The sequence below is a fragment of the Hylemonella sp. P2_B10 genome, from assembly GCF_056404875.1.
The window spans coordinates 190773-216145 of the sequence record NZ_JBFUDE010000005.1 but is presented as its reverse complement, the minus strand read 5'-3'; the positions used below and the strand labels follow the sequence as shown (position 1 = coordinate 216145).

The following is a 25373-nucleotide window of genomic DNA, read 5'->3' as shown; positions in this document are numbered from 1 at the left end:
ACCAGGGCCGCAGCCAGTCCAGCCACAGCATCACCCCCAGCCCAGCAGGCGGGCTGCCAGACCGGCCACCGCGCACACAGCGATCACCGGGATGACGCCCCGTTTGTAGCGCACCAGTGCCAGCAAGGCAGCCAGCGCGATGCCCAGGGCCACAAGGTCGGGCTGTGAGCCCCAAGCGCCGGAAGGTGCTGCGGACTGCGCGATGGGCTGCACGGGGAAAGCGATGTTGACCAGAAAGAACCAGCCTAGGCTGGCGATGACGCCCACCACAGCGGCGGTGATCGCCGTCATGGGGGCGGTCAGGTGCAACTGGTCATGGGTGGCCTCCACCAGCGGGCCGCCGGCGAGGATGAACAGGAAAGACGGCAGGAAGGTGAACCAGGTGACCACGGTGGCGGCCAGTGCCGCACCCGCAAACAACGCGTCCGGGCCCAGCACCTGATGGTTCCAGCCCCCCAGGAAGCCAACGAAAGCCACCACCATGATCAGCGGCCCGGGCGTGGATTCACCCAGCGCCAGGCCATCCATCATCTGCGTGCCGCTGAGCCAGCCGTAGTGCGTGACGCCGCCCTGGTACACATAGGGCAGCACCGCGTAGGCGCCGCCGAAGGTCAACAGCGCAGCTTTGCTGAAAAACCAGCCCATCTGTGTCAACGTGCCCGCCATGCCCTGCCAGGCCAGCAACAGGCCCATGGGCGCCAGCCACAGGACAGCGCCCGCCAGCAGCACGCGCAACAGGCCCCAACGGCTGAAGCGTGCATGGGGCGGTGTGGGCGTGTCATCGTCGATCAGCGCTGGCGCATGCGCGCCTTGCACTTTTGCTGCGCCATGGCCGCCGGCACCTGTGAATTGTCCCGGCGCCCAACGCGCGCCAAGCCAGCCGGTCAGCGCCGCCACCAGCACCACGGCGGGAAACGGCAGGCCCAGCCAGGCCACCGCAACGAAGCTGCCTACGGCCAGCGCCCACAGCAGCGGCGCCTGGGCCGGACGGCGCAGCGTGCGGCCCCCGATGCGGTGCACGGCCTGCAGCACCAGCGCGGCCACCGCCGGCTTGATGCCATACAGCAAGCCGGCCACCCAGCTCAGGTGGCCAAACGCCATGTAGACCCAACTGAGCGCGATCAGGATGAACAGCGAGGGCAACACGAACAGACCGCCAGCCACAATGCCGCCCCAGCTGCGGTGCATCAGCCAACCGATGTAGGTGGCCAACTGCTGGGCCTCCGGGCCGGGCAGCAACATGCAGTAGTTCAGCGCGTGCAGGAAACGCTTTTCTGAAATCCAGCGCCTTTGCTCCACCAGCTCGCGGTGCATGATGGCGATCTGCCCAGCCGGGCCGCCGAAGCTGATGAAGCCCAGCTTCAGCCAGAACCACAAGGCCACGCGAAAGCCGACGACTGGGGCCGCTTGGGCTGGGGAAGGAACGGGAAGATTGTTGCCTGAAGCCGAGGTGTCCATGGGTCGTCCAATGCGAGTGAAGGCTGTTGGACGGGACACCGTCTTGAAGCCCTTGCGGGCTTGCTGCCGGGGAGCCATGACCCGACAAAATGAATATAGCACGGCGCACAGATACAGGCCATGCTGGGCACGGTGGCCGTGTTCCGCCTGGCGTAATGACGGCGGTGTGTGCGCCGCGTCAGCGCGAGAACTTGTAGACCGACGTGCCCGCCATCAGGTTGGGCATGCTGCGCACCACGCGCCCGTCCTGCAGGCCGAAACTGTCCAGCACACTGAGGTGGTTGCGTGCGGCCAGCACGCCGAAATCAGCATGCGTGCCGACGCGGATGTTGGGCGTGTCGTACCACTGGTAGGGCAGGCGGCGCGTCACCGGCATGCGCCCGCGCAGCACGCTCAGGCGATTGGGCCAGTGGGCAAAATTGGGGAAGGCAACGATGCCCACGCGGCCCACGCGCACGGTTTCGCGCAGCATCACCTCGGCATTGCGCAGGCTCTGCAGGGTGTCGATCTGCAGCACGACGTCGAACGAGGCGTCATCGAAGATCGCCAGGCCTTCGTCCAGGTTCAACTGGATCACGTTGACGCCGCGGCGCACGCAGGCCAGCACATTGGCGTCGTCCAGCTCAATGCCGTAGCCGCTGCAGCCGCGCGTGGCCTGCAGGTGGGCCAGCAGCGCGCCGTCGCCGCAACCCAGGTCCAGCACGCGCGCACCTTCAGGCACCAGCGCGGCAATGGCTTCCATGGTGCGCTGGTCACTCATGGTTGGCCCCCACGCTCAGTTCCATCCCCTCGAAGTAGGACCGCACCACACCCATGTAGCGCGCATCATCCAGCAAGAAGGCGTCGTGCCCGTGCGGGGCGTCGATCTCGGCATAGCTGACATCACGCTTGTTGTGCAGCAGCGCCTTCACCACTTCGCGGCTGCGCGCCGGGCTGAAACGCCAATCGGTGCTGAAACTGACCAGCAGGAACTTGCAGGCGGCCCGGGCCAGCGCCTGGTTGAGGTCGCCGCCGAAGTCGCGCGCCGGATCGAAGTAGTCCAGCGCGCGGGTGATCAGCAGGTAGGTGTTGGCGTCGAAGTACTCGGCGAATTTGTCGCCCTGGTGGCGCAGGTAGCTCTCGATCTGGAACTCCACCTCCTGCGTGCTGTAGCGGTAAACATCCTCGGCGCGCAGCTGGCGGCCGAACTTGGCGTTCATCACGTCATCACTGAGGTAGGTGATGTGGCCAATCATGCGGGCGATGCGCAGGCCACGCTTGGGCACCACCGCATGGCGGTAGAAGTGGCCGGCGTGGAAGTCCGGGTCGGTGACGATGGCGCGGCGCGCCACCTCGTTGAAGGCGATGTTTTCGGCCGTCAGGTTGGGGGCGCTGGCCACCACCACCGCGTGACGCACCCGCGTGGGGTATTGCAGCGTCCACGACAGGGCCTGCATGCCGCCCAGGCTGCCGCCCATCACCGCCGCCAGGCTCTGGATACCCAGGCCATCGAGCAGCCGGGCCTGGGCGTCCACCCAATCCTCCACCGTGACCACGGGGAAGTCGGCGCCATACACCTGGCCGGGTGCGTCCGGGTTGGGGTGCATGGGGCCGGTGGAGCCGAAGCAGGAGCCCAGGTTGTTGACGCCGATGACGAAGAAACGGTCGGTGTCCACCGGCTTGCCCGGGCCGACCATGTTGTCCCACCAGCCTTCCGAGTTTTCCTGGCCCGCATAGCTGCCAGCCACATGGTGCGAAGCGTTCAGCGCGTGGCAGATCAGCACCGCGTTGGACTTGGCCGCGTTGAGCTGGCCATAGGTCTCAAAGCTCAGCGCATAGTCGCGGATGGTCGCGCCGCTTCGCAGCGGCAGCGGCTCGGCGAAATGCATGGACTGTGGTGTGGCAAGCATAAAAAACAAAAACCCGGCGTCGCTAAAAACGAGGCCGGGTCAGTCGGGCGGTCCGTCTTTAGCTGTATTTATTGAGCGCCCGCAAGCTGGAACAAATTGGCGCTGTGGCTACGAGTATAGCAAGCCTGCTCACAAGGTGAAGTCAGGCCCGTGCATGCACCGCCAGCAACAGGCCGCTGTGCACCGCCAGCGGCAGCCAGGCACCAAAATCCAGGCCATCGGCGGCGTCCAGCGCAGCGCCCAGCGAGTGTGCGGCCAGCAACTCGGCCAACAAGGCGGTTTCGCCCGGCAGGGCCTCACGCACGCGCGCTTGCAAGCCCTGGCGCCAGATCAGTGCCGGCTCCCCCTGGCCGGCGCGCAGGCGTCGCCCCGCTTCCTCCAAAGAGGGTGAAGCATCCAGATGCGCATTGACGATGCTGACCACCGGCCACGGGCTGACCAGACAACAGCAACCCGGCGCCAGCACCAGGCCCAGGTGATCGGGGTCGGCCTGTGTCAGCAGGGCCAGGCTGGCAGGGTCAGCCTCGCGGTCGGCGGCGTTGCCGGCCACATGCAGCGCCCATTCCACCTGTGCCACGTCGGCCAGGTAGGGCTCGTCGGCCAGCTGCGCACTGGCCGCCACAAAGGCCGACAGCGCCGCGCCCCACTGGCCGATGTCGCCACGCAGCGGTGGACTGGTGTGCCAGAAGGCGCGGGCCAGCTGGGCGAAGCTCTCTTCGCCCATCAGTTGAGCCAACACGGGAAACGCCGCCCCCAGCCCAGCCTGTGCCATCGCGTGGCCGTTGGCCTGGTAGACCTGGAAGCCGCGCTGCCAGGGTGCGTGCACCAGGTCGGCGACACGCCTGTGGCCATCCGCCGGTGGCGGCCCCAGCAGATCGGCCAGCAAGGCCTGTTGCTGCCGCGCCAGCGCGCTCATGCGCCCACCTCGCTGCCCAAGGCTGTCATGCTTTCAGCGCGGGCGCGCTCGGCCTGCGCCAGCAGCGTGTCCAGCGGCGGAATGGCGGTATCCCATTCCACCAGCGTCGCCACCGGGCCGAAACGGCGCAGCGCGTGGCGGTAGATGGCCCACACCGGCTCGCACACCGCACTGCCATGGTCGTCGATGAAGATCTCGCCGTGCGCATCGGCCACATGGCCATGGCCGGCCAGGTGGATTTCGCCCACGCTGGCCGGCGCGATGGCGTCCAGCCAGTCACAGCAGGCCTGCACCGGGTCACCGGCAGCGCCGCGCAATTGCGCGTTGCGGGCGTTCACATACAGGTTGTTGACGTCCACCAGCAACTGGCAGCCGGTGCGGCGGGCCAGCGCGGCGAGGAACTCGGGTTCGGCCATGCCATCGTCCCCGGCGTCCTCCCGCCACTGCAGGTAGGCCGACAAGTTCTCCACCATCAACGGGCGGCGCAAGCGGTCCTGCACCTGCTGCACGTTGGCACACAGCACCTGCAAGGCCTCGTCGCTAAAGGGAATGGGCAGCAGGTCGGCCGCATGCACGGCCTGGCCGCCCAGCAGGCCGCGCGCAAAGCAGGCATGGTCGCTGACGCGCAGCGGCTCCACCCGGGCCACCAGCCGGGCCAGCTGGTCCAGGTGCCAGGCATCGACGCCCAGCGCGGAGCCCAGCGACAAGCCCACGCCGTGCAGGCTGATGGCGTAGTCGCGCCGGCCGCGCTCCAGCACCGCCAGGGCGGCGCCGCCCTCGGCAAAGAAATTCTCGGAATGGACTTCCAAAAAACCAATGGCGGGTTGCCTGTGCAGCAACTCGCCATAGTGGGGGTGCCGCCAGCCTATGCCAAACGATGCCTGGCGCGCGGGGTGCACGTCAGGCATGGCAGGACAACGCCAGACAGCGGTGGCGGCGCAGGGCCCGAAGCGGGCGCGGCAGCGTCACTTCTTGGCGGCAGCGGCCTTGGCCTCGTCCTGCGACAGGCCCTTCATGGTCTTGCAGCTGCCCTTGGCGACGTACTTCCATTCCATCTTGTCGTTGTCCACCTTGGACTGGCCGGCGCAGGAATGCGCGCCAGAGATGCTGGCGCAGTCGTTTTGGCCAGCCTTGGCAATGCCAAAGCATTTTTCTTTTTCGTCGGCGGCCTGGACGGGCGCGGCGACGAAAGACAAGGACAGCAGAGAAGCCGCGGCAGCGGCGACCATAGCGCGTTGGTTCATAGTGATCACTCCTGAAGAAAAGGCATGTTAGGGATATCAAGAACCGGTTGCCCGCAAGCGGGCGGGATGTCCGGTTAGCGTTTGGTCTGCGCAGCCGCCCGGTTCTTACAGCTTTGTCATGGTTTCTGGCGAATAATTCCGGTCGGCGGCGTATTTCACAGCAAATCCGCTGTTTCCACAATCCTGTCATTCTTACCCTTGTGCGATGATGAAAACCGTATGACCGCGCCTGCCCTTGAGACCGAGATCGCCGGGCACCGGGACTACCTGTTGCGCTTTGCCCGCCTGCAGCTTCGCAACGACACCTGGGCCGAAGACGCCGTGTCGGAAACGCTGCTGGCGGCGCTGAGCAAACCGCAGTCCTTTGCCAGCCGCTCGCAGTTGAAAACCTGGCTGGTGGGCATCCTGAAGCACAAGATCGTCGACGCCATACGCCAGCGCAGCCGCGAGGTCAGCGCCGACCTGGATGACGCCGGCGACGGCCATGATGAGCTCGACGCGCTGGTGTTCAAGGCCGACGGCCATTTCGCCAGCCCCCCTGCCGACTGGGGCAACCCTGAGCAAGACCTGAACTCGCGCCAGTTTTTCGCCGTGCTGGAGGCCTGCACCGAGAAGCTGCCCCCGGTGATGGGGCGGGTGTTCCTGATGCGCGAGTGGCTGGAACTGTCCTGCGAAGACATCTGTAAGGAACTGGGGCTGACCTCGACCAACCTGTACGTGCAGTTGCACCGCGCCCGCTTGCGCCTGCGCGAGTGCCTGGAACTCAATTGGTTTGGCCAGAGCCGGCCCGTGGACACATCACCATGAGATTGCGCCGCAAATGCAAGGAGATCGCCGCGCTGCTGGTCGCGCAGGAGGACCGGCGCCTGACGCTGGCTGAAAGGCTCGCCCTGCAGTTCCATTTGCCGGCCTGCGACGCCTGCCCGCTGTTTGCCCGCCAGGTGCTGACCATGCGCAATGCCATGAAGCAGTGGCGGGCCTATGAAGAAGGCGGCTGACCCGTAACCGGCGGCCCCGAACTAGTGACAAACCCTAAAAAACCGGGGGAAAACGGCCCTTTGAGGCGCAAAAACCACCAAATTGGGCGTTTTGCCAAAAAATCGCTTTGTTTGCGGGTGAATTCGAACATAATGGCCGCGTATTGCCCGATAACGGCAGTACAAGTCTGCGGTGATTAGTCAGTTTCGCGTCTGCTTTGGTCTTTATTTCAAGGTTTGTTGATTGCGGGTATCGACTCCATCGCGTTTTGAGTCATTTTGAGGAGTCCTCTCGTGGGCAACAAACTTTACGTGGGCAATCTGCCCTATTCCTTCCGTGATGAGGATCTGCAACAAGCATTTTCCGCTCACGGTTCCGTTTCCAGCGCCAAGGTCATGATGGAGCGCGACACCGGTCGCTCCAAGGGCTTCGGCTTTGTGGAAATGGCCAGCGAGGCTGAGGCGCAAGCCGCCATCAATGGCATGAACGGCCAACAAATCGGCGGCCGCGGTCTGGTCGTCAACGAAGCGCGCCCGATGGAGCCGCGTCCCCCCCGCACCGGCGGCTTCGGCGGCGGTGGTGGCGGCGGTTATGGTGGCGGTGGCGGCGGCGGTGACCGCAGCGGCGGTGGCGGCTACGGCGGCGGCGGTGGCCGCAGCGGTGGTGGTGGCTACGGCGGCGGCGGCGGTGGTCGCAGCGGCGGTGGCGGCGGTTATGGCGGCGGCGGCGGTGGCCGTGGCGGCTACTGATCAACTGCTGCCTGGCGCTTGCGCCGGTCGCACATGAAAGGGCTCCTCGGGGCCCTTTTTTCATGCTCGCAAGGTCTTGCGCGGGCACGCCGCGCCTGGCGATGGGGCCGCCCCGGCGTGGGCCCAAGTGCGTGAGAGAATGCTCGCCAACATGACGATGATGAAGCCCTTGTTGATCGCGCTGCTGCTGGGCTCGGCCCTGACGGCGCGGGCCCAGACATCGGTGCAGCCAGACGGCAAGACGCTGTTCGCCAAGAGTTGCGCGGCCTGCCACCAAGCCAGCGGCGCCGGCATCCAGGGCGCCTTTCCCGCGCTCAAAGGCAGCCGCTTCGTGCTGGGGGACGCCAGCGCAGTGATCACCGTGGTGCTGAAGGGACGCGGCGGCATGCCCACCTTTGCCGCCAGCATGGACGACGACAAGCTGGCACAGGTCATCAGCTACGTACGCCAGTCCTGGGGCAACCAGGCTGGCGCGGTGAGCGCGCAGGACGTGCAGGCGGTACGCAGCGCTTCGGGCAGCGGTGAAGCCGCCCGGCAGGACAAGCCCACCAACATTCACTGAGCAGACCCACTGAGACCCCAGCGGAGGACAGCATGCGCGAGGAACTGGACAACGACCTGACCGGCAACAGCCGGCGCGACTTCCTGATGAAAGCGCTGGCGGTGGGGGGCAGCGGCTTCCTGTTGGCCAGCATGAAGGCCTGGGGCATGGACATCGCCTCGCTGCAGGACACGCCACCGGTGCTGGCCGGTAGCGGCAAGGGCAAGACGGTGCTGATCCTGGGCGCGGGCCTGGCCGGCATGACGGCGGCCTATGAACTGGGCAAGCTGGGCTACGCCTGCAAAGTGATCGAGGCGCGTGATCTGGCCGGTGGGCGCTGCCAGACGGCGCGCAGCGGCAAGGAACTGCAGGAACTGGGCGGCGAGAAGCAGGTCTGCCGGTTTGACAAGGGCCAGTACATCAACTTCGGCCCCTGGCGCATCCCGTTCAACCACCGATCCACCTTGCACTACACCAGCGCCTTCAACGTGCCGCTGGAGCTGTTCAACAACGACAACGACGCCGCCTACGTGTACAGCCCGGATTCGCCCGGGCCACTGGCTGGCCGCCGGCTGCGCCAGTTCGAGGTCAAGGCCGACATGCGCGGCTACGTCAACGAGTTGCTGGCCAAGACACTGAAGAGCGGCAGCATGGACCAGCAGGTCAGCGCGCAGGACAAGGAGCTGCTGATCGACTACCTGGCCAATGAGGGCTTCCTGTCGCGCAAGGACCTGCGCTACCGCGGCACCGACGGGCGCGGCTGGAAGGTCAAACCCGGTGCCGGTGTGCAACCTGGCGCGGGTGTGCCGTCGGACCCGCTGGCGTTTGGCGAGCTGCTGCAGTCGCGCCTGGGCCATATCTACCACTCGGTGCACGAGTTCGAGCAACAGGCCACCATGCTGCAGCCGGTGGGCGGCATGGACCAGATTGCCAAGGCGTTCGAGAAGCGCGTGGGCCGCAACATCCGCTACCACACCGAGGTGGTACAGCTGCGCAACCTGCCCGGCAAGGTGGAGGTGCAGGTGAAGGATGTGCGCAGCGGCGCCTTGAGCACATTGACCGGCGACTTCTGCCTGTGCACCATCCCGCTGTCGGTGCTGCGCCATGTGAAGACGGATTTTTCCGACAAGTTCAACACCGCATTGCAAGCGGCCAGCTATGCGCCGGTGTGCAAGATAGGCTTGCAGATGAAGCGCCGCTTCTGGGAGCTGGACGACCACATCTATGGCGGCCATGTGTGGGTAGGCGACCCGCGCATCAATTTGATCTCGCTGCCCTCCAGCAACTGGCAGGGCAGCAAGGGCACGCTGCTGGGGTACTACAACTTCGGCCCCCAGGCGGCTGAAGTCAGCGCCTTGAGCCTGCAGGAGCGGGCAGACTTTGCGCTGGCCATGGGCGAGAAGATCTTCCCCGGCCAGTACCGCAAGTCTTTCGAATCCGCCTTCTCGGTGGCCTGGCACCGCGTGAAATACAACCTGGGCGGCTGGGCCGAATGGAGCCCCGAGGCCCGTGCCACCGCCTACCCGCTGCTGTGGGAGGGCGAGGGCCGCACGCTGCTGGCCGGCGAGCACATGAGCTACCTGCCAGGCTGGCAGGCCGGTGCCATCGAGTCATCCTGGCAACAGATCGCGCGCATTCACCAGCGGTTGATGAGCGCGTAGCTGGCTCAGCGCAACGCTTATTTCTTCGCCGGCTCCACCTTCGCCGCAGTCGCTTCAATTTCCACCAGCCCACCAGGCATGGGCAGGGCCGCCACCTGCAAGGCGGTGCGCACCGGCTTGTTGGGCTGGCTGGCGCTGCCAAAGAACTGGCCATAGGCGGCGTTCAGGCCGGCAAAGTCCATCTTGCCGTCCAGCTTGGGGTCACCCACCAGGAACACATTGACCTTCACCACATCCGCCAGCGTCATGCCCTCGGCTGCCAGCAGCTTCTCGATCTTCTTCAGCACCGAGGCGGTCTGGGTCTGGGTATTGCCGTAAGCCTCTACCGTGCCCTTGGGCGCATTGGCATCGGCCACGTCCGCCAACGTGCCGGCGACATACGTGAAACGGGCATGGGCCGGCACGCTGACGGTCAGCGAGATGGGAAAGTTCGAGCCCGGAATGCCGGTGCGCTTGATCTCGTTGCCGCTGTCCTGGGCCAGTGCGGGCCAGGCCGCAGTGGTGGCCAGCATGGCCAGCAGAGAGGCGCGCAGGACTTGGGGGATGCGTTGCATGGTGAAAGTCTCCAAATGGGATGGTGGTTGCAGGCCGTGAGGATATGACAGCGCCGCTCAACTGTCATGGCATTCGCCGCGACCGGGTTCGAATGTCGCCTCTCGCACATTTGTTGACAATTTTGGCCGATTTTCACGCAATACGCCCCCTTGTCGGATGCGTCGCGATGTGCGCATAATAAAACCGTGTCGGCTGTACGCCACACAGGTTTGCGGTGATTCGTCAAGCGCGCATCGTTGAAATCAGGGGATTGCTGAGGGCGTTTTGGGACTCCATCGCTGGTTGTTTTGTTCATCAGGAGTCCCTGCATGGGAAACAAACTTTACGTCGGCAACCTGGCTTACTCCGTGCGAGACGGTGATCTGGAGCAGGCCTTTGCACAGTTTGGCTCGGTCACCAGCGCCAAGGTGATGATGGAGCGCGACACCGGTCGTTCCAAGGGCTTTGGCTTTGTGGAAATGGGCAGTGACGCCGAGGCCCAGGCCGCCATCAACGGCATGAACGGCCAGCCCCTGGGCGGGCGCAGCATCGTGGTCAATGAAGCGCGGCCGATGGAACCCCGTCCACCGCGCACCGGTGGCTACGGCGGTGGCGGCGGCGGTGGCCGCAGTGGCGGCTATGGCGGAGGCGGCGGTGGTGGTGGCCGCTCCGGTGGCTATGGGGGTGGCGGAGGCGGCGGTGACGGCGGCTTTCGCAGCCCGTATGGCTCAGGCCCACGCGGTGGAGGCCGTGGGGGTGGCGGTGGCGGCGGGGGAGGTTATGGCGGTGGGGGTGGCGGCAGCAGCGGCTACTGAAACCGGCAGGCCAACCTGCAAGCACAAAGGCCCCGTGAGGGGCCTTTTGTTTTTCAGTCTCCGGTCTGGCGCCGCTTGCGCGGCCGGCCGGCCAGCAGCTTGTCGAACAACCAGTTGGGCTGCAGGCGCAGCAGCTTGGCCAGTACGCCCATTTGCCAAGGAATGACGCGGTAGCTGACGCCGGCCTCTATGGCACGCCAGGCCTGCTCGGCAAAGTCCTGCGGCTGCATCAGGAAGGGCATGCTGTAGCGGTTCTTCTCGGTCAGTGGCGTGGCCACATAGCCGGGACAGAGGGTGACGGCGCGCACGCCGCTGCCGCGCAACTCACCACGCAGGCATTCGCAGTAAGCGATCACCGCGGCCTTGCTGGCGCAATACGCGCCATGGCCCGGCAGCCCGCGTATGCCGGCCACGCTGCCTATGCCCACCAAGGTGCCCGAGCCGCGCTGCTGCATGGCGGTGATGAACGGCTGGAAGGTGGCGGCCATGCCGGTGTTGTTGGTGGCAAAGGTCTGGGCAATGACGTCAATGTCTTCGCGCAGGCTGGAATCCACGCCAATGCTGATGCCGGCATTGGCAATGACCACATCGGGCAGGCCCTGGCGCTGCAGGCAGTCGGCGGCGGCGGCCAGGATGCTGGGCACGCTGGCCACGTCGGCGCCGTACACACCCACACGCTCAGCGGCCAACCGTTGCTCGGCCACCCAGTCCTGCATCTGCTGCGTGCGCCGGGCCACCAGGGCCAGCGCGTAGCCGGCCTGGTAGAAGCGCAGCGCCAGCGCCTGGCCGATGCCACTGGAAGCCCCAGTGATGAAAACCAGCTTGCTGTGGGCCATGCGGGGGTCCTCCTGTGTCAGCGCGCGTTGGCCGGCACCAGGGTGCCGCGCACCCGGCCGCTCATGCGCACCACGCGGTCCAGGTTGTCGTATTCCAGCGCGTCGGCGGTGAACAGGTCCTTGCCGCGTTGCAATTGCACTGGCTTGTGGGTGCGCACGCGCTCGGTGCTCATGAAGGCGTGCAGGAACTCGCTGCGGAACACCGTGCGTGGCACCTGCTGGCCCTTGTCATCCGTGACGGCCTCGCGCACCACGGTGGCGTCGCCGAACAACTGCACCTCTGAGGCGTCGCCATTGGTCAGCGCGCGGTTGGCCGTGGCGGTGGTCAGGCGGCCGGCATCGTTGAATGAGCGTATGCGCACCTTGTCGATTTCCAGCGTGTCGGTGTCCGGGTAGTGGCGCGCCTGCTCGCCAAACACCTCGCTCCTGAGCCGGCCGTTGGCGTCGAAACTGCGCACGGCGAAGTTCTGCATGAAGTAATCGGGCTCGTGCTTGGCCAGTGCTTTCGCCTCCGGTGCGAACAGCGCCGGTGTGCTGCGCACCAGCCAATAGGTGCCGAAGGCTAGCACCGCCATCAGCACCACCGGCAGGTAAAGAGACAGCCGGTCCCAGACCAGGCGCACCAGCCCTTTCACGGGATACCCTTGCAGCACTGCACGCTCAAGCCTCGATCTCCCGCAGCAGCGTGGCGTAGTGGCCACTGGCCACCAGCAACAGATCGCAGAACTCGCGTGCAGCGCCAAAACCACCGGCCAGCGGGGTCACCCAATGCGCGGCGGCCTTGGCCTCGGCATGGGCGTTGACGGGGGCCACGGCCAGTGCGCAGCGGCGCATCACCGGCAGGTCGGGCCAGTCGTCGCCCATGGCGGCGGCCTGCGACCAGTCCAGGCCCAGCGCGTCCAGCGTGCGTTGCGCGGCCGGGCGCTTGTCCTCGGTGCCATAGTGCGCGTGCTGCAACCCCAAGTTGCCCAGGCGGGTGCGCAGCGGCTTGGAATCGCGCCCGGTGATCACCACCGGCGTGATGCCGGCGCGCTGCAGCAGCTTCAGGCCCTGGCCGTCCAGGGTGGAAAAACGCTTCAGCGTCTCGCCCTGCTCGGCGTAGTAGATGCCGCCATCGGTGAGCACACCGTCGACATCAAAAAACGCCACCTTGATGCCCTGGGCCTTGAGCAGCAACTCGGGGGGAAACTGGAGCGCCGGCGTGGTCATGACCATCAAATCACCTTGGCACGCATCAGGTCGTTGCTGCTGATGGCGCCGCACAAGCGGCCAGCGCCGTCAAGCACCAACAGCACGGTGATGCGGTGCTGTTCCATGCGTTCGGCCGCCTCCACCGCCAGCGCGTCGTCGGCGATGGTGCGCGGCGCGGCGTGCATCACCTCACTGGCGCGCATGGCGCGCAGGTCCAGCCCTTGCGCAATCAGGCGGCGCAGGTCGCCGTCGGTGAAGATGCCCAGCACATTGCCCTGGTCGCCCACAATGGCGGCAGCACCCAGGCCCTTGGCGCCCATCTCACGCAGCAACTCATTGAAGCCGGCGTCGGGGCCGACCTTCGGAATGGCGTCACCGGCTCGCATCACATCGGCCACATGGGTCAGCAGCTTGCGCCCCAATGCGCCGCCAGGGTGGGAGCGGGCGAAGTCTTCGGACTTGAAGCCGCGCGCGTCCAGCAGCGCCACCGCCAGCGCGTCGCCCAGCACCAGCTGCGCGGTGGTGCTGGCTGTCGGCGCCAGGTTCAGCGGACAGGCCTCTTTCTCGACGCTGCTGTCCAGCACCACGTCGGCATGGCGCGCCAGCGCCGACTGCGGGTTGCCGGTGATGGCCAGCAACGGCACGCCCAGGCGTTTCAACACCGGCAGGATGGCGGTCAACTCTTCCGTCTCACCGCTGTTCGAAATGGCCAGCACCAGGTCCACCGCGGTGATCATGCCCAGGTCGCCATGGCTGGCCTCGCCGGCATTGACGAACATGGACGGCGTGCCGGTGGAGGCCAGCGTGGCGGCGATCTTGCGACCGATATGCCCGCTCTTGCCCATGCCCAGCACCACCACCCGGCCCTGCACCTGAAGCACCATTTGCACTGCACGGGCGAAAGACTCGTTCACGCGCTGCTTCAGGCCCAGCACGGCGGCCGCCTCGATGTCAAAGGTTTCCTGCGCCAGGCGCAGCGCCTGCGCAGCGTCGAACGGCGCCGGCGAGTGGGGGCGTGCAAACATGCGTGCCATTCTAAAGGCGGGCGCACGTCTTGCTAGTATGTGGCCATGAACGCGCTGGAACTCACGCTGTTGTACCTGCTGGCCGCAGTGCTGGGTGTCGTGGTGTGCCGGGTGGCCAAGCTGCCGCCGATGCTGGGTTACCTGGGCGTTGGGGTGGTGCTCAGCCCCCATGCGGCGGGGCTGGCGCAGAACTCCGGGGCAGTGCAGCATCTGGGCGAATACGGCGTGGTGTTCCTGATGTTCGTCATCGGGCTGGAGTTCAACCTGTCCAAGCTGCGCGCCATGCGCAAGCATGTGTTCGGCCTGGGGGTGTACCAGGTGCTGCTGACGGTGGCGGGCACCATTGTGGCGTCGCTGGCGCTGGCGGCCATGGCGCCCACGCTGTGGCACATGTCCTGGCAGTCCGCGGTGGCGCTGGCCGGCGCGCTGGCCATGAGCAGCACGGCCATCGTGGTCAAGCTGATGTCCGAGCGGCTGGAGCTGGAATCCGAGCACGGCAAGCGGGTGATGGGCGTGCTGCTGTTCCAGGATCTGGCGGTGGTGCCCTTTCTGGTGCTGATCCCGGCGCTGGGGGCCTCCGAAGAGAACCTGATTTCCGCGCTGGCCTTCGCCGCCCTGAAGGCGGCGGCGCTGATCACCGTGCTGCTGGTGGGCGGCCAGTGGGTGATGCGCTGGTGGCTGACGCTGGTGGCACGGCGCAAGAGCGAAGAGTTGTTCGTACTGAACCTGCTGCTGATCACGCTGGGCCTGGCCTGGCTGACCGAAATGGCGGGCCTGAGCCTGACGCTGGGCGCCTTCATCGCCGGCATGCTGATCTCGGAGACCGAGTACAAGCACCAGGTGGAGACCGACATCCGGCCGTTCCACGATGTGCTGCTGGGCCTGTTCTTCATCTCCATCGGCATGTTGCTGGACTGGCGGCTGGTGCTCAGTCACTGGGCACTGGTGCTGGGGTTGACAGTGCTGCCGGTGCTGTTCAAGGCCGGCATGGTGACGGCGCTGGCGCGCGCCTTTGGCGCCACCGCCGGCGTGTCGCTGCGCACCGGCCTGTACCTGGCGCAAGCCGGCGAGTTCGGCTTCGTGCTGCTGGCGCTGGCGCAGCAGAACAAGCTGCTGGCGCCCGAACTGCTGAACCCGATACTGGCCAGCATGGTGCTGTCCATGCTGGCCACGCCTTTCATCATCATGTACAGCAACCGCATCGTGCTGAAGCTGGTGTCCAGCGAGTGGCTGCAACAGTCGTTGCAGATGACCACCATCGCGCGCAAGGCCATCGGCGCCAACAAGCACGTGATCATCTGCGGCTACGGCCGCTGCGGCCAGAACCTGGCGCGCATGCTGGAGCAGGAGCAGATCCCCTACATCGCGCTGGACCTGGACCCGGACCGCGTGCGCCAGGCCACCGCCGCCGGCGACACGGTGGTGTTTGGCGATTGCGCCCGCCTGCAGGCCATCATGGCGGCCGGCCTGGCGCGCGCCAGCGCGGTGGTGGTGACCTACCTGGACGTGCCGGGCGCGCTGAAGGTGCTCAGCCACACGCGCGCGCATGCGCCGCAGGTGCCGGTGATCGTGCGCACCCAGGACGACCACGACCTGGAGCGGCTGCAGCAGGCCGGCGCCACCGAGGTGGTGCCCGAGGCCATCGAGGGCTCACTGATGCTGGCCAGCCACGCGCTGGCGCTGGTGGGCGTGCCCATGCGCCGCGTGATACGGGTGGTGCAGGACCAGCGCGACGCCCGCTACAGCATGCTGCGCGGCTATTTCCACGGTGCCGACGACGACAGCGTGGACGACCTGCAGACCGAGCGCCTGGCCACGCTGACGCTGCCCGCTGCCGGCGGCTCGGTGGGCAAGCTGCTGGGCCAGTTGGAGCTGGCGGCGCTGAATGTGCGCGTGGTCAGTCTGCGGCGCAGCAACGGCGCCAAGGTGACCACCAGCCCCGACACGCCGCTGCAGGGCGCCGACACGCTGGTGCTCAGCGGCCTGGCCGAGGCCATTTCGCTGGCGCAGGAAAGCCTGCTGCGCGGCTGAACGGGGAGCTGTACGCAGGGAGCGACCGTGGGGGCCAATCCAGCGGTCACAATAGCGGCTGCGCCAATTTCCGCCTGCCATGCAAAACCTCAGCATCAACGACTACCTGCGCCAGAACATCCGCACCGTGCCCGACTGGCCGGCGCCGGGCGTGCAGTTCCGCGACATCACGCCGCTGCTGCAAAACGCCAAGGTGTTTCGGGTGCTGATCGACGCCTTCGTGCACCGCTACATGGACCCCGCCATGCGCCCCGATGTGGTGGCCGGGCTGGACGCGCGCGGCTTCATCCTGGGCTCGGTGGTGGCCTATGAGCTCAACGTCGGCTTCGTGCCGATACGCAAGAAGGGCAAGCTGCCGTTCACCACGGTGGAAGAAACCTACGAGCTGGAATACGGCAGCGCCACGGTGGAGCTGCACACCGACGCGGTGAAGCAGGGCGACCGCGTGCTGCTGATCGACGACCTGATCGCCACCGGCGGCACCATGATGGCCGGCAAGAAGTTGCTGGAAAAGCTCGGCGCCACCGTCACCGAAGGCGCAGCTATTGTGGATTTGCCGGAGCTGGGTGGATCGCAAAAACTGCGCGAAGCCGGTCTACCGCTGTTCACCTTGGTGGACTTCGCGGGACACTGAGCAAACAAATCCCCACCGGGCCGCCTCAAGGGGATTTGCGGCCCCTCGGGGCCAGGGACTCAGTGCAAATCGCCGTACTGCGTGCCGCTCAGCGGCGACTGCCGCTCCCCCGGCGGATTCATCTCGGTGTCCTCGAAGTCTGGTACCACCGGGTTGCGCCGGCCTGAGCTGACCAACTGGCCCGGATCGGCCACCGGCACGTGTGGCGGCGTCACGCTGGCCAGCGCCTGCTTGAAAGCCAGCATCTCCTCGGCCTGCAGCGGCTCGAAGCGCTGGCCCGTTGGCGACAGCGGCACTGCCGGGGTGGCAACCGCCACGGCCACGGCCACCGCAGGAGCCGGCGGCCGGGTGGCTGGGGTCAGCGGCACGGCGGTGGAGCGCGACAGGCCGGCGGTGACCGTCTCGTTGACGCGCCAGTACACGGCGGTGACCAGAATCTCGTGCCGTGTCTTGGCGCTTTGCGCGATCAGCGCTTCGATTTCGGCCAGCCGGGCGGTGGCGCCGGCAAATTCATTGGCCAGATCCACCATGATCAGGTACTGGCGGCCGTGCTGGTCCAGCGACAGCACCTTGAACTTGTAGCTGGCCGACAGCACGCCAGCCCGCGTCATGGCATCACGCACCACCTTGTACAGCAACTCGCGCCGCTCCAGCCGCTCGGTCTTGCGGTTGGCAGGGGTGGCGGTGCCGGGCGGCAGGGCCATCTTGGAAGCCCCGCGCGCACCGGCCAGCGGCACGGTAGGGTCCACGTGGCCCAGGCCCGAGCTTTCCGCAGCAGCGGACTTGGACGGTGTCTTGCGTGAAAACCAGTCAAAGATGGACATGTGCTTCTTTCATAAGACGCGGCGAGTCCTGGGCATTGGCCGCAGTGTAACCGCCGCCGGCCCTGGCGTTCAAGCACGCACATTGGCTTACAACTCCCAAACGCCAAGGTGAAATCCCCGCCGGGCCGCCCCAAGGAGATTTGCGGCCCCCTCGGGGAGCAAGGAGCACACGCAGTGAGCGACCGTGGGGGCCAGTTACGTTATTGCCGTACGCCGCCGTTGATGGACCAAACGCCGCGAGATCAGTGCGCCCAGCGCCATCGACAGCGCCAATGCCACCCCCGGCTGCCGGTTGGACAACTCGGCAAAGCGTATCGGGTTCAGCGCCCACAGCGCGCAGCCGCCGACCGCCTGCACGGTGGCACTGCGCGGCGCCTGCGAGAAGAAGCTGCCTTCGCCCACCGCCGAGCCGGGGCCGAGAATGGCCAAGTGCACCTTGCCGCCATCGTCCTCGAAGTGCACGCTGACGCTGCCGGACTCGATGAAATACAGCGTGCGGTCCGTCGAGCCCTCGGTGATCAGCAACTGTCCCTGCGGCAGGCCGAAAGGCTGCATGTAAGTGGCGATGATTTCCCACTGTGCCGGTGTCAGCATGCGGTGCAATGCGTCTTCCGTCAGGTTGGCGGCGAAGGCCGCCATCAGCGTGCCGATCTTGTTGGCCTGGGGCGTGAGGTAGGGTGAACTCATACAACCCGCAATTTACCCTGCTTGCGGCGATCCGGCAATCGGCTTAAAGCGCGAAAGTGAGCGGCCATGGGGGCCTGTTTTGCCGCCGGGCCGCCCCAAGGCAAGAGGCGACCACATCACTTGCCTATGCAGAATTTGGAGAAGATCACACCCAGCAGGTCGTCCGAGCTGAATTCGCCGGTGATGCCATTGAGCGCGTTTTGCGCCAGCCGCAACTCCTCAGCCAGCAGGTCCAGCGCCGGCTGCCGGCTGGTCAGCAGCGCCTGCGCCTGGTCCAGGTGCTGGCCCACCCGGCGCAGCGCCTGCACATGGCGTTCGCGGGCGATGTAGGCCCCCTCGGGCGCGGCCTGCCAGCCAGCCAGGTGCAGCAGACGCTGGCGCAACGCCTCCAGGCCGAGGCCGGTCTTGGCCGACAACAGCAAACTGTCGGCGTCCTGGGGTGCCGCAGGCAGACCAGGGGGGTCAGCCGCGGCATCGGCCTTGTTCCAGACGTCCAGCACCGGCACCTGTCTGGACAGGTGTTCCGACAGGCGGCGTCGGATCTCTGCGTCCGCCTGCTGATGGTCAGCCTCGCCGGCGCGTGTCAGGTCATGCAGCAGCAACACCACATCGGCGGCGCGGATTTCGTCCCAGGCACGCGCGATGCCCATCTGCTCCACGACGTCCTGGCTGTCGCGCAAGCCGGCAGTGTCTATGACATGGATGGGCACGCCTGCGATCTGTATGGTTTGCTGCACCTTGTCGCGGGTGGTGCCGGCAATCGGCGTGACGATGGCCAGCTCGGCACCCGCCAGCGCGTTCAGCAGCGAGCTCTTGCCCGCATTGGGCTGGCCAGCGATCACCACCTTGATGCCTTCGCGCAGCAGGGCGCCCTGGCGCGCGTGTTGCAACACCTGCACCAACCGCTGCTGCAGGCCGTCGAGCTGGCCGCGTGCATCGGCCTGCTGCAGGAAATCCAGTTCTTCCTCGGGAAAGTCCAGCGTCGCCTCCACCAGCATGCGCAGGTGGATCAGCGCGTCACGCAGGCCGTGGATTTCGCGCGAGAAGTCGCCCGCCAGCGAGCGGCTGGCGCTGCGCGCAGCGGCCTCGGTGCTGGCATCTATCAGGTCGGCAATGGCCTCGGCCTGGGCCAGGTCGATCTTGCCGTTCAGGAAAGCGCGCTCGCTGAATTCCCCCGGGCCGGCCACACGCAGCCCCTGTGCTGCGCCGGCCTGCAGGCAGCGCGCCAGCAGCAGTTGCAGCACCACGGCGCCGCCGTGGGCCTGCAGTTCCAGCACGTCTTCGCCGGTGAAGGAGTGCGGCGCCGGGAAGTACAGCGCCAGCCCCTGGTCAATCGCCTGGCCTTGTTCGTCCAGAAAGGGCAGGTAGGTGGCTTCGCGGGGTTTCAGCGCCCGCCCACACAACGCTTGCACCAGCGGCGCAAGTTGCCGGCCGCTGACCCGCACAATGCCCACCGCGCCGCGCCCGGGGGCGGTGGCGACGGCGGCAATGGGATCTTGGTGGCGCGCCAGCATAGGGGCATCGTAACTTGCGGGATAAATCCCCGCCGGGCCGCCCCAAGGGGATTTGCGGCCCCCTCGAGGGGCAGGGAGCTACACGAAGTGAGCGACCGTGGGGGCCATTTACTTCATGCCAAGCGCGCCCAGGCGCTTGTTGATGAACCACTGCTGCGCAATGGACAGCGCGTTGTTGGTGATCCAGTACAGCACCAGGCCGGCCGGGAAGAAGAAGAACATCACGCTGAAGGCCAGCGGCATGATCCACATCATCTTGGCCTGCATCGGGTCCGGCGGCGTCGGGTTCAGCCAGGTCTGCAGCACGGTGGTGCCGGTCATCACCAGCGGCAGGATGAAGTAGGGGTCGGCCGCGGACAGGTCGTGTATCCACAGCGCCCAGGGGGCGTTGCGCATTTCCACGCTGGACAGCAGCACCCAATACAGCGAGATGAACACCGGAATCTGCACGAAAATCGGCAGGCAGCCGCCCAGCGGGTTGATTTTCTCTTCGCGGTAGATGCGCATCATCTCCTGCTGCATCTGCTGCGGCTTGTCCTTCAGGCGCTCGCGCATTTCCATGATCTTGGGGTTGACCAGCTTGGTGCGCGCCATGCTGGCGTAGGCCTTGGCGTTGAGCCAATAGAACGCCGCCTTCAACAGCACCACCAGCATGATGATGGCCCAGCCCCAGTTGCCGATCATGCCGTGCAGCTTGTCCAGCAGCCAGTAAAGCGGCTCAGCCAGGATCTTGGTCCAGCCATAGTCCTTGACCAGTTCCAGGCCGGGGGTGATTTTTTCCAGCACCTTTTCTTCTTGCGGGCCGACGAACAGTTGCGCGTCCACCGCCTTGCTGGCGCCGGCGGCAATGGACTCCAGCGGCGCCACCATGGCCACGCGGTAGCAGCAGTCGGGCACCGGCAGGCCAGGGTTGAAGCCCTGCACCTGCAGCTTGCGCTTCACGCCGTCGGGCAGTATCCAGGCGCTGGCGAAGTAGTGCTGCACCATGGCGATGTAGCCGTCGTTGGACTCGGGGGCAATGTCCACCTTGCCCTTCTTGATGTCGCTGAACTCCACCTTCTGGTATTTCTGGGCGCTGGTGTAGACCGCCGGGCCGGTGAAGGTGGAATAGAAGGACGACTCGCCCGGCAGCTTGTTGCCGTCGCGCACCAGTTGCAGGTACAGCTCGGGCGTCACCGGGGCGGTGCCGTTGTTCACCACCTCATGGCGCACGTTGATCACGTAACTGCCGCGCTTGAGCGTGTAGGTCTTGACCAGCTTGACGCCGCCCACCTCGGGCGATTCGAACTTGACGGCCAGCTCGTTGCTGCCGTCCTTCAGGACGCGTTCGCCGGGCAGCACCAGCATGCCCGTGGCATGGTTGGGCAGGCCGGCGCCGGCAGCGGCCGTGCCGATCAGGCCGCTTTGCGCCACGTAGTTGCGCGTGGCGCTGCGCTCCAGCAGCACCAGGGGCTTTTTCTTGTCGTCGGCATCCGCGTGCTTCAGGAACTCGGATTGCACCAGTGAGCCGCCTTCGCTGTCGAAGGTCAGACGCAGCACATCGGTGCTGATCTGCAGGCTCTGGCGCGGCACGGCCGGCGCGGTCTCGGCGGACGGCGTGGTGCCTGCCGCGGGCGTTGCGGCGGTCGGCACGCCACCCAGTGCGGCGGTCGCCGTGGTGGTGGGCACGCCGCTGTTGGCGGCCGTGCTGGCCGCGGCCGCGGCGGCGCTGGCAGGCGCACTGGCGGCAGGCGCCTGCTTCACCGGGGCCGGGAAAAACGTCGCCTTGTGGCCATTGTGGATCTGCCATTGGTCCCACAGCAGCACCAGGGAAAAGCCAAAAATCACCCACAGGATGGTGCGGCGGATATCGTTCATGAAGAGGACTTCTTGGTAGAGGAAGGAGAAACCAGCGAGGAAAACAGACGCGGCGCGGTCTCGGGCACAGGGTCGGCGCCACCACGGCACCAGGGGTGGCAGCGTGCCAGGCGTGCCACCGTCAAATAGCTGCCCACGCCAGCGCCGTGCTGTTCCAGCGCCTGCATGGCATAGAGGGAACAGGTGGGCTCGAAGCGGCAGGCCGAGCCCAGCCAGGGGCTGAGCGTCAACCGGTACAGGCGTATCAGGGCGAGCAGCAAGGCCTTGAGCATGGCCGTCACCGCGCCGCGCCCGCAGGCAATGCGGCGCCGGCGTGCTTCAGCAATTGGAGGATTTCCGCCCGCACGGCCTGCTTCAACGGCTCGGACGTGGCGCTCTTGAACTGCGCACGGTCAAAGCCCTGGCGCAAGCGCACCACGTGCGCCGCTGCGGGAAGCTGGGCTTCGAACAAGCTGGCCACGGCGTAGACCTGACGTTTGATGGTGTTGCGCGTGACCGCGCGGCGCGCCCAGCGTTTGGGCACCATGGCGCCCAGCCATACGTCCAGCGTGCCAAACAAGGGTTCGGCACCTGGCTGCGGCGCGGGCAAATTGGCGCGGTGCAAGGCAAAATGCGCCGTCTTGGCCACTGTTGCACCCGCCAGCGTCGCTTGAAACTGGGCTCGTGTCTTCAGTCGCTGCACGTTGGCACGGCGCACGAACGGTTCACGGGCCGGGGTGCGCGTGCGGGAGCAGCGACAAGCGGCTTAGACTGCCAGGCGCTTGCGACCCTTGGCGCGGCGGGCGTTGATCACGGCACGGCCGCCACGGGTCTTCATGCGGACCAGGAAGCCATGGGTACGCGCGCGGCGGACTTTGGAAGGTTGGTAAGTGCGTTTCATGTTGATGTCCTTGGAAGGTTCAGTTCACCCCGAACACAATCAGGGAAACCCATGATTATCGCAAATTTATTCAATTCCGGCAATGCCTTGGCGCGGATTTAAGCGGTAAGATGAGAACTGCCGGGAGCGCCGGCGGGCGTGTGGATAAATTCTTGATAAATTACAATCCAACGGACCGCAAAGCGATAACTATCCACAACAGCGATACCCAGAATGACCGAGGGACAACACAGCGGCAACCCGGCCGAGACGGGAGCCAACGCTGGCCAGAGCCTGTGGCAAACCTGCGTGGACCAATTGGCGCAGGAACTGCCTGAACAACAGTTCAATACCTGGATCAAGCCCCTGACGGCCGAGGTCACCGACGACTTCGGCAAGGTCACCATTTTTGTCGCCAACCGCTTCAAGCTGGACTGGGTCAGGGCCCAGTACAGCAACCGCATTTCCGCGCTGCTGGAGAAGATCTACGGCCAGCCCATTACTGTTGAGTTAGCGCTTGCTCTCAGAGAAAGCGCCAGAAAATCTGTGAGCGTCCGGCCAGCGTCGGAGTTTCCCGCACTGGATGAACCGAGCGAATTGGCCGAAGACAGCGCCCCCGCCGGCCCCAAGAACCGCCTCAACACCGGCCTGACCTTCGACACCCTGGTGGAGGGCACAGCCAACCGCATGGCACGCGCCGCCGCCATGCACGTGGCCACCATGCCGGGGCATTTGTACAACCCGTTGTTCATCTACGGCGGCGTCGGCCTGGGCAAGACCCACCTGGTGCACGCAGTGGGCAACCGGCTGCTGGCCGACAAGCCCAATTCCAAGGTTCTCTACATCCATGCGGAACAATTCGTGTCCGATGTGGTTAAGGCCTACCAGCGCAAGACTTTTGACGAGTTCAAGGAGCGCTACCACTCGCTGGACCTGCTGCTGATCGACGATGTGCAGTTCTTCGCCAACAAGGACCGCACGCAGGAAGAATTCTTCAATGCCTTTGAGGCGCTGCTGGCCAAGAAGTCCCACATCGTGATGACCAGCGACACCTACCCCAAGGGCCTGGCCGACATCCACGAGCGCCTGGTGTCGCGTTTCGACTCCGGGCTGACGGTGGCCATCGAGCCGCCCGAACTGGAGCTGCGCGTGGCCATCCTGATCAACAAGGCCCGGCTGGAAGGTGCCGACATGCCGGAGGAGGTGGCCTTCTTCGTTGCCAAGAACGTGCGCTCCAACGTGCGCGAGCTCGAAGGCGCGTTGCGCAAGATCCTGGCCTATTCGCGCTTCAACCAGAAGGACATCTCGATCCAGCTGGCGCGCGAGGCTTTGCGAGACCTGCTGTCGATCCAGAACCGCCAGATCTCGGTCGAGAACATCCAGAAGACCGTGGCCGACTACTACAAGATCAAGGTGGCGGACATGTACTCCAAGAAGCGCCCCGCCAGCATTGCGCGGCCGCGCCAGATCGCCATGTACCTGGCCAAGGAACTGACCCAGAAGAGCCTGCCCGAGATTGGCGAACTGTTCGGCGGGCGCGACCACACCACGGTGCTGCACGCGGTGCGCAAGATCGGCGGCGAACGCCAGCAACTGACCGAGCTGAACCAGCAACTGCACGTGCTGGAACAGACCCTGAAGGGCTGAACGGGAAATCACGGCATGACGCAACTGACGAAACAAGGGCCCATTTCAGCAAGCCAGCAGGCAGCCAGGACAACCCTGGGGATAGTTTCGGCACAAGTGGCCAGTTATCCACAGGGGCGGGCAGACCGGCCAAGTTATCCCTGCAGCGGGTACACCGCGATACGGGCCTGCGCACAGCCTTCAAGTTTGTCCAAGTCATTGAAAAAAAAGGGGAAAATGCGGCTTGTCCACACAAAGCCGTGCCCCTCTACTACTACCACTAATTTAAATTAAAGAAATTAATGAAGAGGTTGACATGATTGTCTTGAAGGCTCCCCAGGAAAAAGTTCTCGCGGTGTTGCAATCGGTGTCGGGTATCGTCGAGCGCAGGCACACCCTGCCGATCCTGGCCAATGTGTTGATTCGCAAGACCGGCGGCGCGTTGCAGTTCACCACCAGCGACCTGGAGATACAGATCCGCACCACCGCCGAGTTGTTTGGCGACAGCGGCAACTACACCACCACCGTGGGCGCGCGCAAGCTGATCGACATCCTGCGCACCATGCCGTCGGACCAGACGGTGTCGCTGGAGTCCAGCCAGAGCAAGCTGATCCTCAAGGGGGGAAAAAGCAAGTTCACGTTGCAGACCATGCAGGCCGAGGACTTTCCGCTGGTGCAGGAAGCGGCCAATTTCGGCCCGGTGTTTTCGGTGCCGCAAAAGACGCTGAAGGACCTGCTCGGCCAGGTGTCCTTTGCCATGGCGGTGCACGACATCCGCTACTACCTCAACGGCATCCTGTTCGTCGCCGAAGGCAAGAAGTTGAGCCTGGTGGCCACCGACGGCCACCGGCTGGCGTTTGCCTCAGCCACGCTGGACGTGGAAGTGCCCAAGCAAGAGGTCATCCTGCCGCGCAAGACGGTGATCGAGCTGCAGCGCCTGCTGTCGGACGCTGATGGCGCGATCGAGATGCAGTTCGCCAGCAACCAGGCCAAGTTTGCCTTCGACGGCATGGAGTTTGTCACCAAGCTGGTGGAGGGCAAGTTCCCCGATTACAACCGCGTGATCCCGAAGAACCACAAGAACGGCGTCACGCTGGGCCGCGCGGCCTTGCTGGCCACCTTGCAGCGCACCGCCATCCTGACCAGCGACAAGTTCAAGGGCGTGCGCCTGAACCTGGAGCCTGGCACGCTGCGCGTGGCCTCCAACAATGCCGAGCAGGAAGAGGCGGTGGATGAGTTGGACATCGACTACGGCGGCGACGCGATAGAAATCGGCTTCAACGTCACCTACCTGATCGACGCCCTGGGCAACATGACGCAGGAGATGGTGAAGCTGGAGCTGTCCGATGGCAACAGCTCGGCGCTGTTCACCATCCCCGACAACCCGGCCTTCAAGTACGTGGTGATGCCAATGCGCATCTGACGGCGCTGCCAGTCGGCAGCCCTGTGCAACCCGCCGTGACGCGTCAGTCACCGCGGGTTGCGGTGTTTCAAGAGTTTGAAA

General features: G+C 65.6%; 28 protein-coding genes. 10 read left to right on the top strand and 18 right to left on the bottom strand.

Going from position 1 to position 25373, the window contains the following annotated elements:
* Positions 1-30 precede the first annotated feature (30 nt).
* The 6 genes from chrA to AC1DX2_RS22165 form a co-directional block, all read right to left on the bottom strand.
* Positions 31-1458 (bottom strand): chromate efflux transporter, encoded by a 1428-nt coding sequence (gene chrA, locus AC1DX2_RS22190; RefSeq protein ID WP_477198592.1) that lies wholly within the window; start codon positions 1456-1458, stop codon positions 31-33.
* Positions 1459-1636: 178 nt separating this feature from the next.
* Positions 1637-2218 (bottom strand): methionine biosynthesis protein MetW, encoded by a 582-nt coding sequence (gene metW, locus AC1DX2_RS22185; protein WP_477198591.1) that lies wholly within the window; start codon positions 2216-2218, stop codon positions 1637-1639.
* Positions 2211-3347, bottom strand: a complete 1137-nt coding sequence (gene metX / locus AC1DX2_RS22180; protein WP_477198590.1) for a homoserine O-succinyltransferase MetX — start codon at positions 3345-3347, stop codon at positions 2211-2213. Before metX ends, metW begins: the two co-directional genes overlap by 8 nt.
* Positions 3348-3489: 142 nt before the next feature.
* Positions 3490-4263: an HvfC/BufC family peptide modification chaperone gene (locus tag AC1DX2_RS22175; protein WP_477198589.1), complete on the bottom strand. Its 774-nt coding sequence runs from the start codon at positions 4261-4263 to the stop codon at positions 3490-3492.
* Positions 4260-5171 carry an MNIO family bufferin maturase gene (gene bufB / locus AC1DX2_RS22170; protein WP_477198588.1) on the bottom strand — a complete coding sequence of 304 codons (912 nt, stop codon included), beginning with the start codon at positions 5169-5171 and terminating at the stop codon, positions 4260-4262. The genes AC1DX2_RS22175 and bufB overlap by 4 nt, the downstream gene beginning before the upstream one ends.
* Before the next feature lie 57 nt (positions 5172-5228).
* Entirely contained in the window at positions 5229-5507 is a 279-nt protein-coding gene (locus AC1DX2_RS22165; protein ID WP_477198587.1) for a BufA1 family periplasmic bufferin-type metallophore, read from the bottom strand.
* Positions 5508-5726: 219 nt separating this feature from the next.
* Between AC1DX2_RS22165 and AC1DX2_RS22160 the strand changes: the two genes are divergently transcribed.
* The 5 genes from AC1DX2_RS22160 to AC1DX2_RS22140 all read left to right on the top strand — a co-directional run bounded on the left by AC1DX2_RS22160 (position 5727) and on the right by AC1DX2_RS22140 (position 9436).
* Positions 5727-6314: a sigma-70 family RNA polymerase sigma factor gene (locus AC1DX2_RS22160; protein ID WP_477198586.1), complete on the top strand. Its 588-nt coding sequence runs from the start codon at positions 5727-5729 to the stop codon at positions 6312-6314.
* Positions 6311-6505 (top strand): zf-HC2 domain-containing protein, encoded by a 195-nt coding sequence (locus AC1DX2_RS22155; protein ID WP_477198585.1) that lies wholly within the window; start codon positions 6311-6313, stop codon positions 6503-6505. The genes AC1DX2_RS22160 and AC1DX2_RS22155 overlap by 4 nt, the downstream gene beginning before the upstream one ends.
* 273 nt (positions 6506-6778) lie before the next feature.
* Positions 6779-7234 (top strand): RNA recognition motif domain-containing protein, encoded by a 456-nt coding sequence (locus AC1DX2_RS22150; protein WP_477198584.1) that lies wholly within the window; start codon positions 6779-6781, stop codon positions 7232-7234.
* A 151-nt stretch (positions 7235-7385) separates the two neighbouring features.
* The gene (locus tag AC1DX2_RS22145) at positions 7386-7796 is read left to right on the top strand and encodes a c-type cytochrome (RefSeq protein WP_477198583.1); all 411 of its coding nucleotides are present in this window, start codon (positions 7386-7388) and stop codon (positions 7794-7796) included.
* A gap of 32 nt (positions 7797-7828) precedes the next feature.
* Positions 7829-9436, top strand: a complete 1608-nt coding sequence (locus AC1DX2_RS22140) for a flavin monoamine oxidase family protein (RefSeq protein ID WP_477198582.1) — start codon at positions 7829-7831, stop codon at positions 9434-9436.
* Between the two features lie 17 nt (positions 9437-9453).
* On the opposite strand, the gene AC1DX2_RS22135 is transcribed toward AC1DX2_RS22140, so the two are convergent.
* Complete coding sequence (locus AC1DX2_RS22135) at positions 9454-9990, bottom strand: RidA family protein (RefSeq protein WP_477198581.1); 537 nt, start codon at positions 9988-9990, stop codon at positions 9454-9456.
* A 309-nt stretch (positions 9991-10299) separates the two neighbouring features.
* On the opposite strand from AC1DX2_RS22135, the gene AC1DX2_RS22130 reads away from it, so the two are divergent.
* Positions 10300-10785, top strand: a complete 486-nt coding sequence (locus AC1DX2_RS22130; protein ID WP_477198580.1) for an RNA recognition motif domain-containing protein — start codon at positions 10300-10302, stop codon at positions 10783-10785.
* A gap of 53 nt (positions 10786-10838) precedes the next feature.
* Here the strand turns inward: AC1DX2_RS22130 and AC1DX2_RS22125 are convergent, their stop codons facing one another.
* From AC1DX2_RS22125 to AC1DX2_RS22110, 4 genes are read right to left on the bottom strand one after another with little or no spacing between them, the layout of a single operon-like run.
* Positions 10839-11621, bottom strand: a complete 783-nt coding sequence (locus tag AC1DX2_RS22125) for an SDR family oxidoreductase (RefSeq protein WP_477198579.1) — start codon at positions 11619-11621, stop codon at positions 10839-10841.
* Positions 11622-11638: 17 nt separating this feature from the next.
* The gene (gene lptC / locus AC1DX2_RS22120) at positions 11639-12256 is read right to left on the bottom strand and encodes an LPS export ABC transporter periplasmic protein LptC (RefSeq protein ID WP_477198578.1); all 618 of its coding nucleotides are present in this window, start codon (positions 12254-12256) and stop codon (positions 11639-11641) included.
* A 25-nt stretch (positions 12257-12281) separates the two neighbouring features.
* Positions 12282-12836 carry a KdsC family phosphatase gene (locus tag AC1DX2_RS22115; protein WP_477198577.1) on the bottom strand — a complete coding sequence of 185 codons (555 nt, stop codon included), beginning with the start codon at positions 12834-12836 and terminating at the stop codon, positions 12282-12284.
* Positions 12836-13837 (bottom strand): KpsF/GutQ family sugar-phosphate isomerase, encoded by a 1002-nt coding sequence (locus AC1DX2_RS22110; RefSeq protein WP_477198576.1) that lies wholly within the window; start codon positions 13835-13837, stop codon positions 12836-12838. Before AC1DX2_RS22110 ends, AC1DX2_RS22115 begins: the two co-directional genes overlap by 1 nt.
* Positions 13838-13882: 45 nt before the next feature.
* Here AC1DX2_RS22110 and AC1DX2_RS22105 point away from each other — a divergent pair, with 45 nt between their 5' ends.
* Together AC1DX2_RS22105 and AC1DX2_RS22100 are read left to right on the top strand one after the other, a co-directional pair.
* Positions 13883-15868 carry a cation:proton antiporter domain-containing protein gene (locus AC1DX2_RS22105; RefSeq protein ID WP_477198575.1) on the top strand — a complete coding sequence of 662 codons (1986 nt, stop codon included), beginning with the start codon at positions 13883-13885 and terminating at the stop codon, positions 15866-15868.
* A gap of 79 nt (positions 15869-15947) precedes the next feature.
* Complete coding sequence (locus AC1DX2_RS22100; RefSeq protein ID WP_477198574.1) at positions 15948-16502, top strand: adenine phosphoribosyltransferase; 555 nt, start codon at positions 15948-15950, stop codon at positions 16500-16502.
* 59 nt (positions 16503-16561) lie between these two features.
* On the opposite strand, the gene AC1DX2_RS22095 is transcribed toward AC1DX2_RS22100, so the two are convergent.
* The 7 genes from AC1DX2_RS22095 to rpmH form a co-directional block, all read right to left on the bottom strand.
* Positions 16562-17326, bottom strand: a complete 765-nt coding sequence (locus AC1DX2_RS22095) for a hypothetical protein (protein WP_477198573.1) — start codon at positions 17324-17326, stop codon at positions 16562-16564.
* Between the two features lie 195 nt (positions 17327-17521).
* On the bottom strand, positions 17522-18013 hold the full coding sequence (locus tag AC1DX2_RS22090; protein ID WP_477198572.1) for a Crp/Fnr family transcriptional regulator: 492 nt from the start codon (positions 18011-18013) through the stop codon (positions 17522-17524).
* Positions 18014-18129: 116 nt separating this feature from the next.
* Positions 18130-19527: a tRNA uridine-5-carboxymethylaminomethyl(34) synthesis GTPase MnmE gene (gene mnmE, locus AC1DX2_RS22085; protein WP_477198571.1), complete on the bottom strand. Its 1398-nt coding sequence runs from the start codon at positions 19525-19527 to the stop codon at positions 18130-18132.
* Between the two features lie 108 nt (positions 19528-19635).
* Positions 19636-21384: a membrane protein insertase YidC gene (yidC, locus tag AC1DX2_RS22080; RefSeq protein WP_477198570.1), complete on the bottom strand. Its 1749-nt coding sequence runs from the start codon at positions 21382-21384 to the stop codon at positions 19636-19638.
* A complete protein-coding gene (gene yidD / locus AC1DX2_RS22075; protein ID WP_477198569.1) occupies positions 21381-21656 on the bottom strand; it encodes a membrane protein insertion efficiency factor YidD in 276 nt (91 codons plus the stop codon). Before yidD ends, yidC begins: the two co-directional genes overlap by 4 nt.
* 5 nt (positions 21657-21661) lie before the next feature.
* Entirely contained in the window at positions 21662-22066 is a 405-nt protein-coding gene (locus AC1DX2_RS22070; protein ID WP_477198708.1) for a ribonuclease P protein component, read from the bottom strand.
* 63 nt (positions 22067-22129) lie between these two features.
* Positions 22130-22264 (bottom strand): 50S ribosomal protein L34, encoded by a 135-nt coding sequence (gene rpmH / locus AC1DX2_RS22065; protein WP_027101598.1) that lies wholly within the window; start codon positions 22262-22264, stop codon positions 22130-22132.
* 213 nt (positions 22265-22477) lie between these two features.
* Here rpmH and dnaA point away from each other — a divergent pair, with 213 nt between their 5' ends.
* Complete coding sequence (gene dnaA, locus AC1DX2_RS22060) at positions 22478-23890, top strand: chromosomal replication initiator protein DnaA (protein WP_477198568.1); 1413 nt, start codon at positions 22478-22480, stop codon at positions 23888-23890.
* Positions 23891-24185: 295 nt separating this feature from the next.
* Positions 24186-25292, top strand: coding sequence for a DNA polymerase III subunit beta (dnaN, locus tag AC1DX2_RS22055; protein WP_477198567.1), 1107 nt, complete (start codon positions 24186-24188; stop codon positions 25290-25292).
* Positions 25293-25373: the final 81 nt, after the last annotated feature.

Coding starts and splice junctions, on each gene's coding strand:
- chrA (WP_477198592.1), bottom strand. CDS start 1,458: ATGGACACCTCGGCTTCAGGCAACAATCTTCCCGTTCCTTCCCCAGCC.
- metW (WP_477198591.1), bottom strand. CDS start 2,218: ATGAGTGACCAGCGCACCATGGAAGCCATTGCCGCGCTGGTGCCTGAA.
- metX (WP_477198590.1), bottom strand. CDS start 3,347: ATGCTTGCCACACCACAGTCCATGCATTTCGCCGAGCCGCTGCCGCTG.
- AC1DX2_RS22175 (WP_477198589.1), bottom strand. CDS start 4,263: ATGAGCGCGCTGGCGCGGCAGCAACAGGCCTTGCTGGCCGATCTGCTG.
- bufB (WP_477198588.1), bottom strand. CDS start 5,171: ATGCCTGACGTGCACCCCGCGCGCCAGGCATCGTTTGGCATAGGCTGG.
- AC1DX2_RS22165 (WP_477198587.1), bottom strand. CDS start 5,507: ATGAACCAACGCGCTATGGTCGCCGCTGCCGCGGCTTCTCTGCTGTCC.
- AC1DX2_RS22160 (WP_477198586.1), top strand. CDS start 5,727: ATGACCGCGCCTGCCCTTGAGACCGAGATCGCCGGGCACCGGGACTAC.
- AC1DX2_RS22155 (WP_477198585.1), top strand. CDS start 6,311: ATGAGATTGCGCCGCAAATGCAAGGAGATCGCCGCGCTGCTGGTCGCG.
- AC1DX2_RS22145 (WP_477198583.1), top strand. CDS start 7,386: ATGACGATGATGAAGCCCTTGTTGATCGCGCTGCTGCTGGGCTCGGCC.
- AC1DX2_RS22140 (WP_477198582.1), top strand. CDS start 7,829: ATGCGCGAGGAACTGGACAACGACCTGACCGGCAACAGCCGGCGCGAC.
- AC1DX2_RS22135 (WP_477198581.1), bottom strand. CDS start 9,990: ATGCAACGCATCCCCCAAGTCCTGCGCGCCTCTCTGCTGGCCATGCTG.
- AC1DX2_RS22130 (WP_477198580.1), top strand. CDS start 10,300: ATGGGAAACAAACTTTACGTCGGCAACCTGGCTTACTCCGTGCGAGAC.
- AC1DX2_RS22125 (WP_477198579.1), bottom strand. CDS start 11,621: ATGGCCCACAGCAAGCTGGTTTTCATCACTGGGGCTTCCAGTGGCATC.
- AC1DX2_RS22115 (WP_477198577.1), bottom strand. CDS start 12,836: ATGGTCATGACCACGCCGGCGCTCCAGTTTCCCCCCGAGTTGCTGCTC.
- AC1DX2_RS22110 (WP_477198576.1), bottom strand. CDS start 13,837: ATGTTTGCACGCCCCCACTCGCCGGCGCCGTTCGACGCTGCGCAGGCG.
- AC1DX2_RS22105 (WP_477198575.1), top strand. CDS start 13,883: ATGAACGCGCTGGAACTCACGCTGTTGTACCTGCTGGCCGCAGTGCTG.
- AC1DX2_RS22100 (WP_477198574.1), top strand. CDS start 15,948: ATGCAAAACCTCAGCATCAACGACTACCTGCGCCAGAACATCCGCACC.
- AC1DX2_RS22095 (WP_477198573.1), bottom strand. CDS start 17,326: ATGTCCATCTTTGACTGGTTTTCACGCAAGACACCGTCCAAGTCCGCT.
- AC1DX2_RS22090 (WP_477198572.1), bottom strand. CDS start 18,013: ATGAGTTCACCCTACCTCACGCCCCAGGCCAACAAGATCGGCACGCTG.
- mnmE (WP_477198571.1), bottom strand. CDS start 19,527: ATGCTGGCGCGCCACCAAGATCCCATTGCCGCCGTCGCCACCGCCCCC.
- yidC (WP_477198570.1), bottom strand. CDS start 21,384: ATGAACGATATCCGCCGCACCATCCTGTGGGTGATTTTTGGCTTTTCC.
- yidD (WP_477198569.1), bottom strand. CDS start 21,656: ATGCTCAAGGCCTTGCTGCTCGCCCTGATACGCCTGTACCGGTTGACG.
- rpmH (WP_027101598.1), bottom strand. CDS start 22,264: ATGAAACGCACTTACCAACCTTCCAAAGTCCGCCGCGCGCGTACCCAT.
- dnaA (WP_477198568.1), top strand. CDS start 22,478: ATGACCGAGGGACAACACAGCGGCAACCCGGCCGAGACGGGAGCCAAC.
- dnaN (WP_477198567.1), top strand. CDS start 24,186: ATGATTGTCTTGAAGGCTCCCCAGGAAAAAGTTCTCGCGGTGTTGCAA.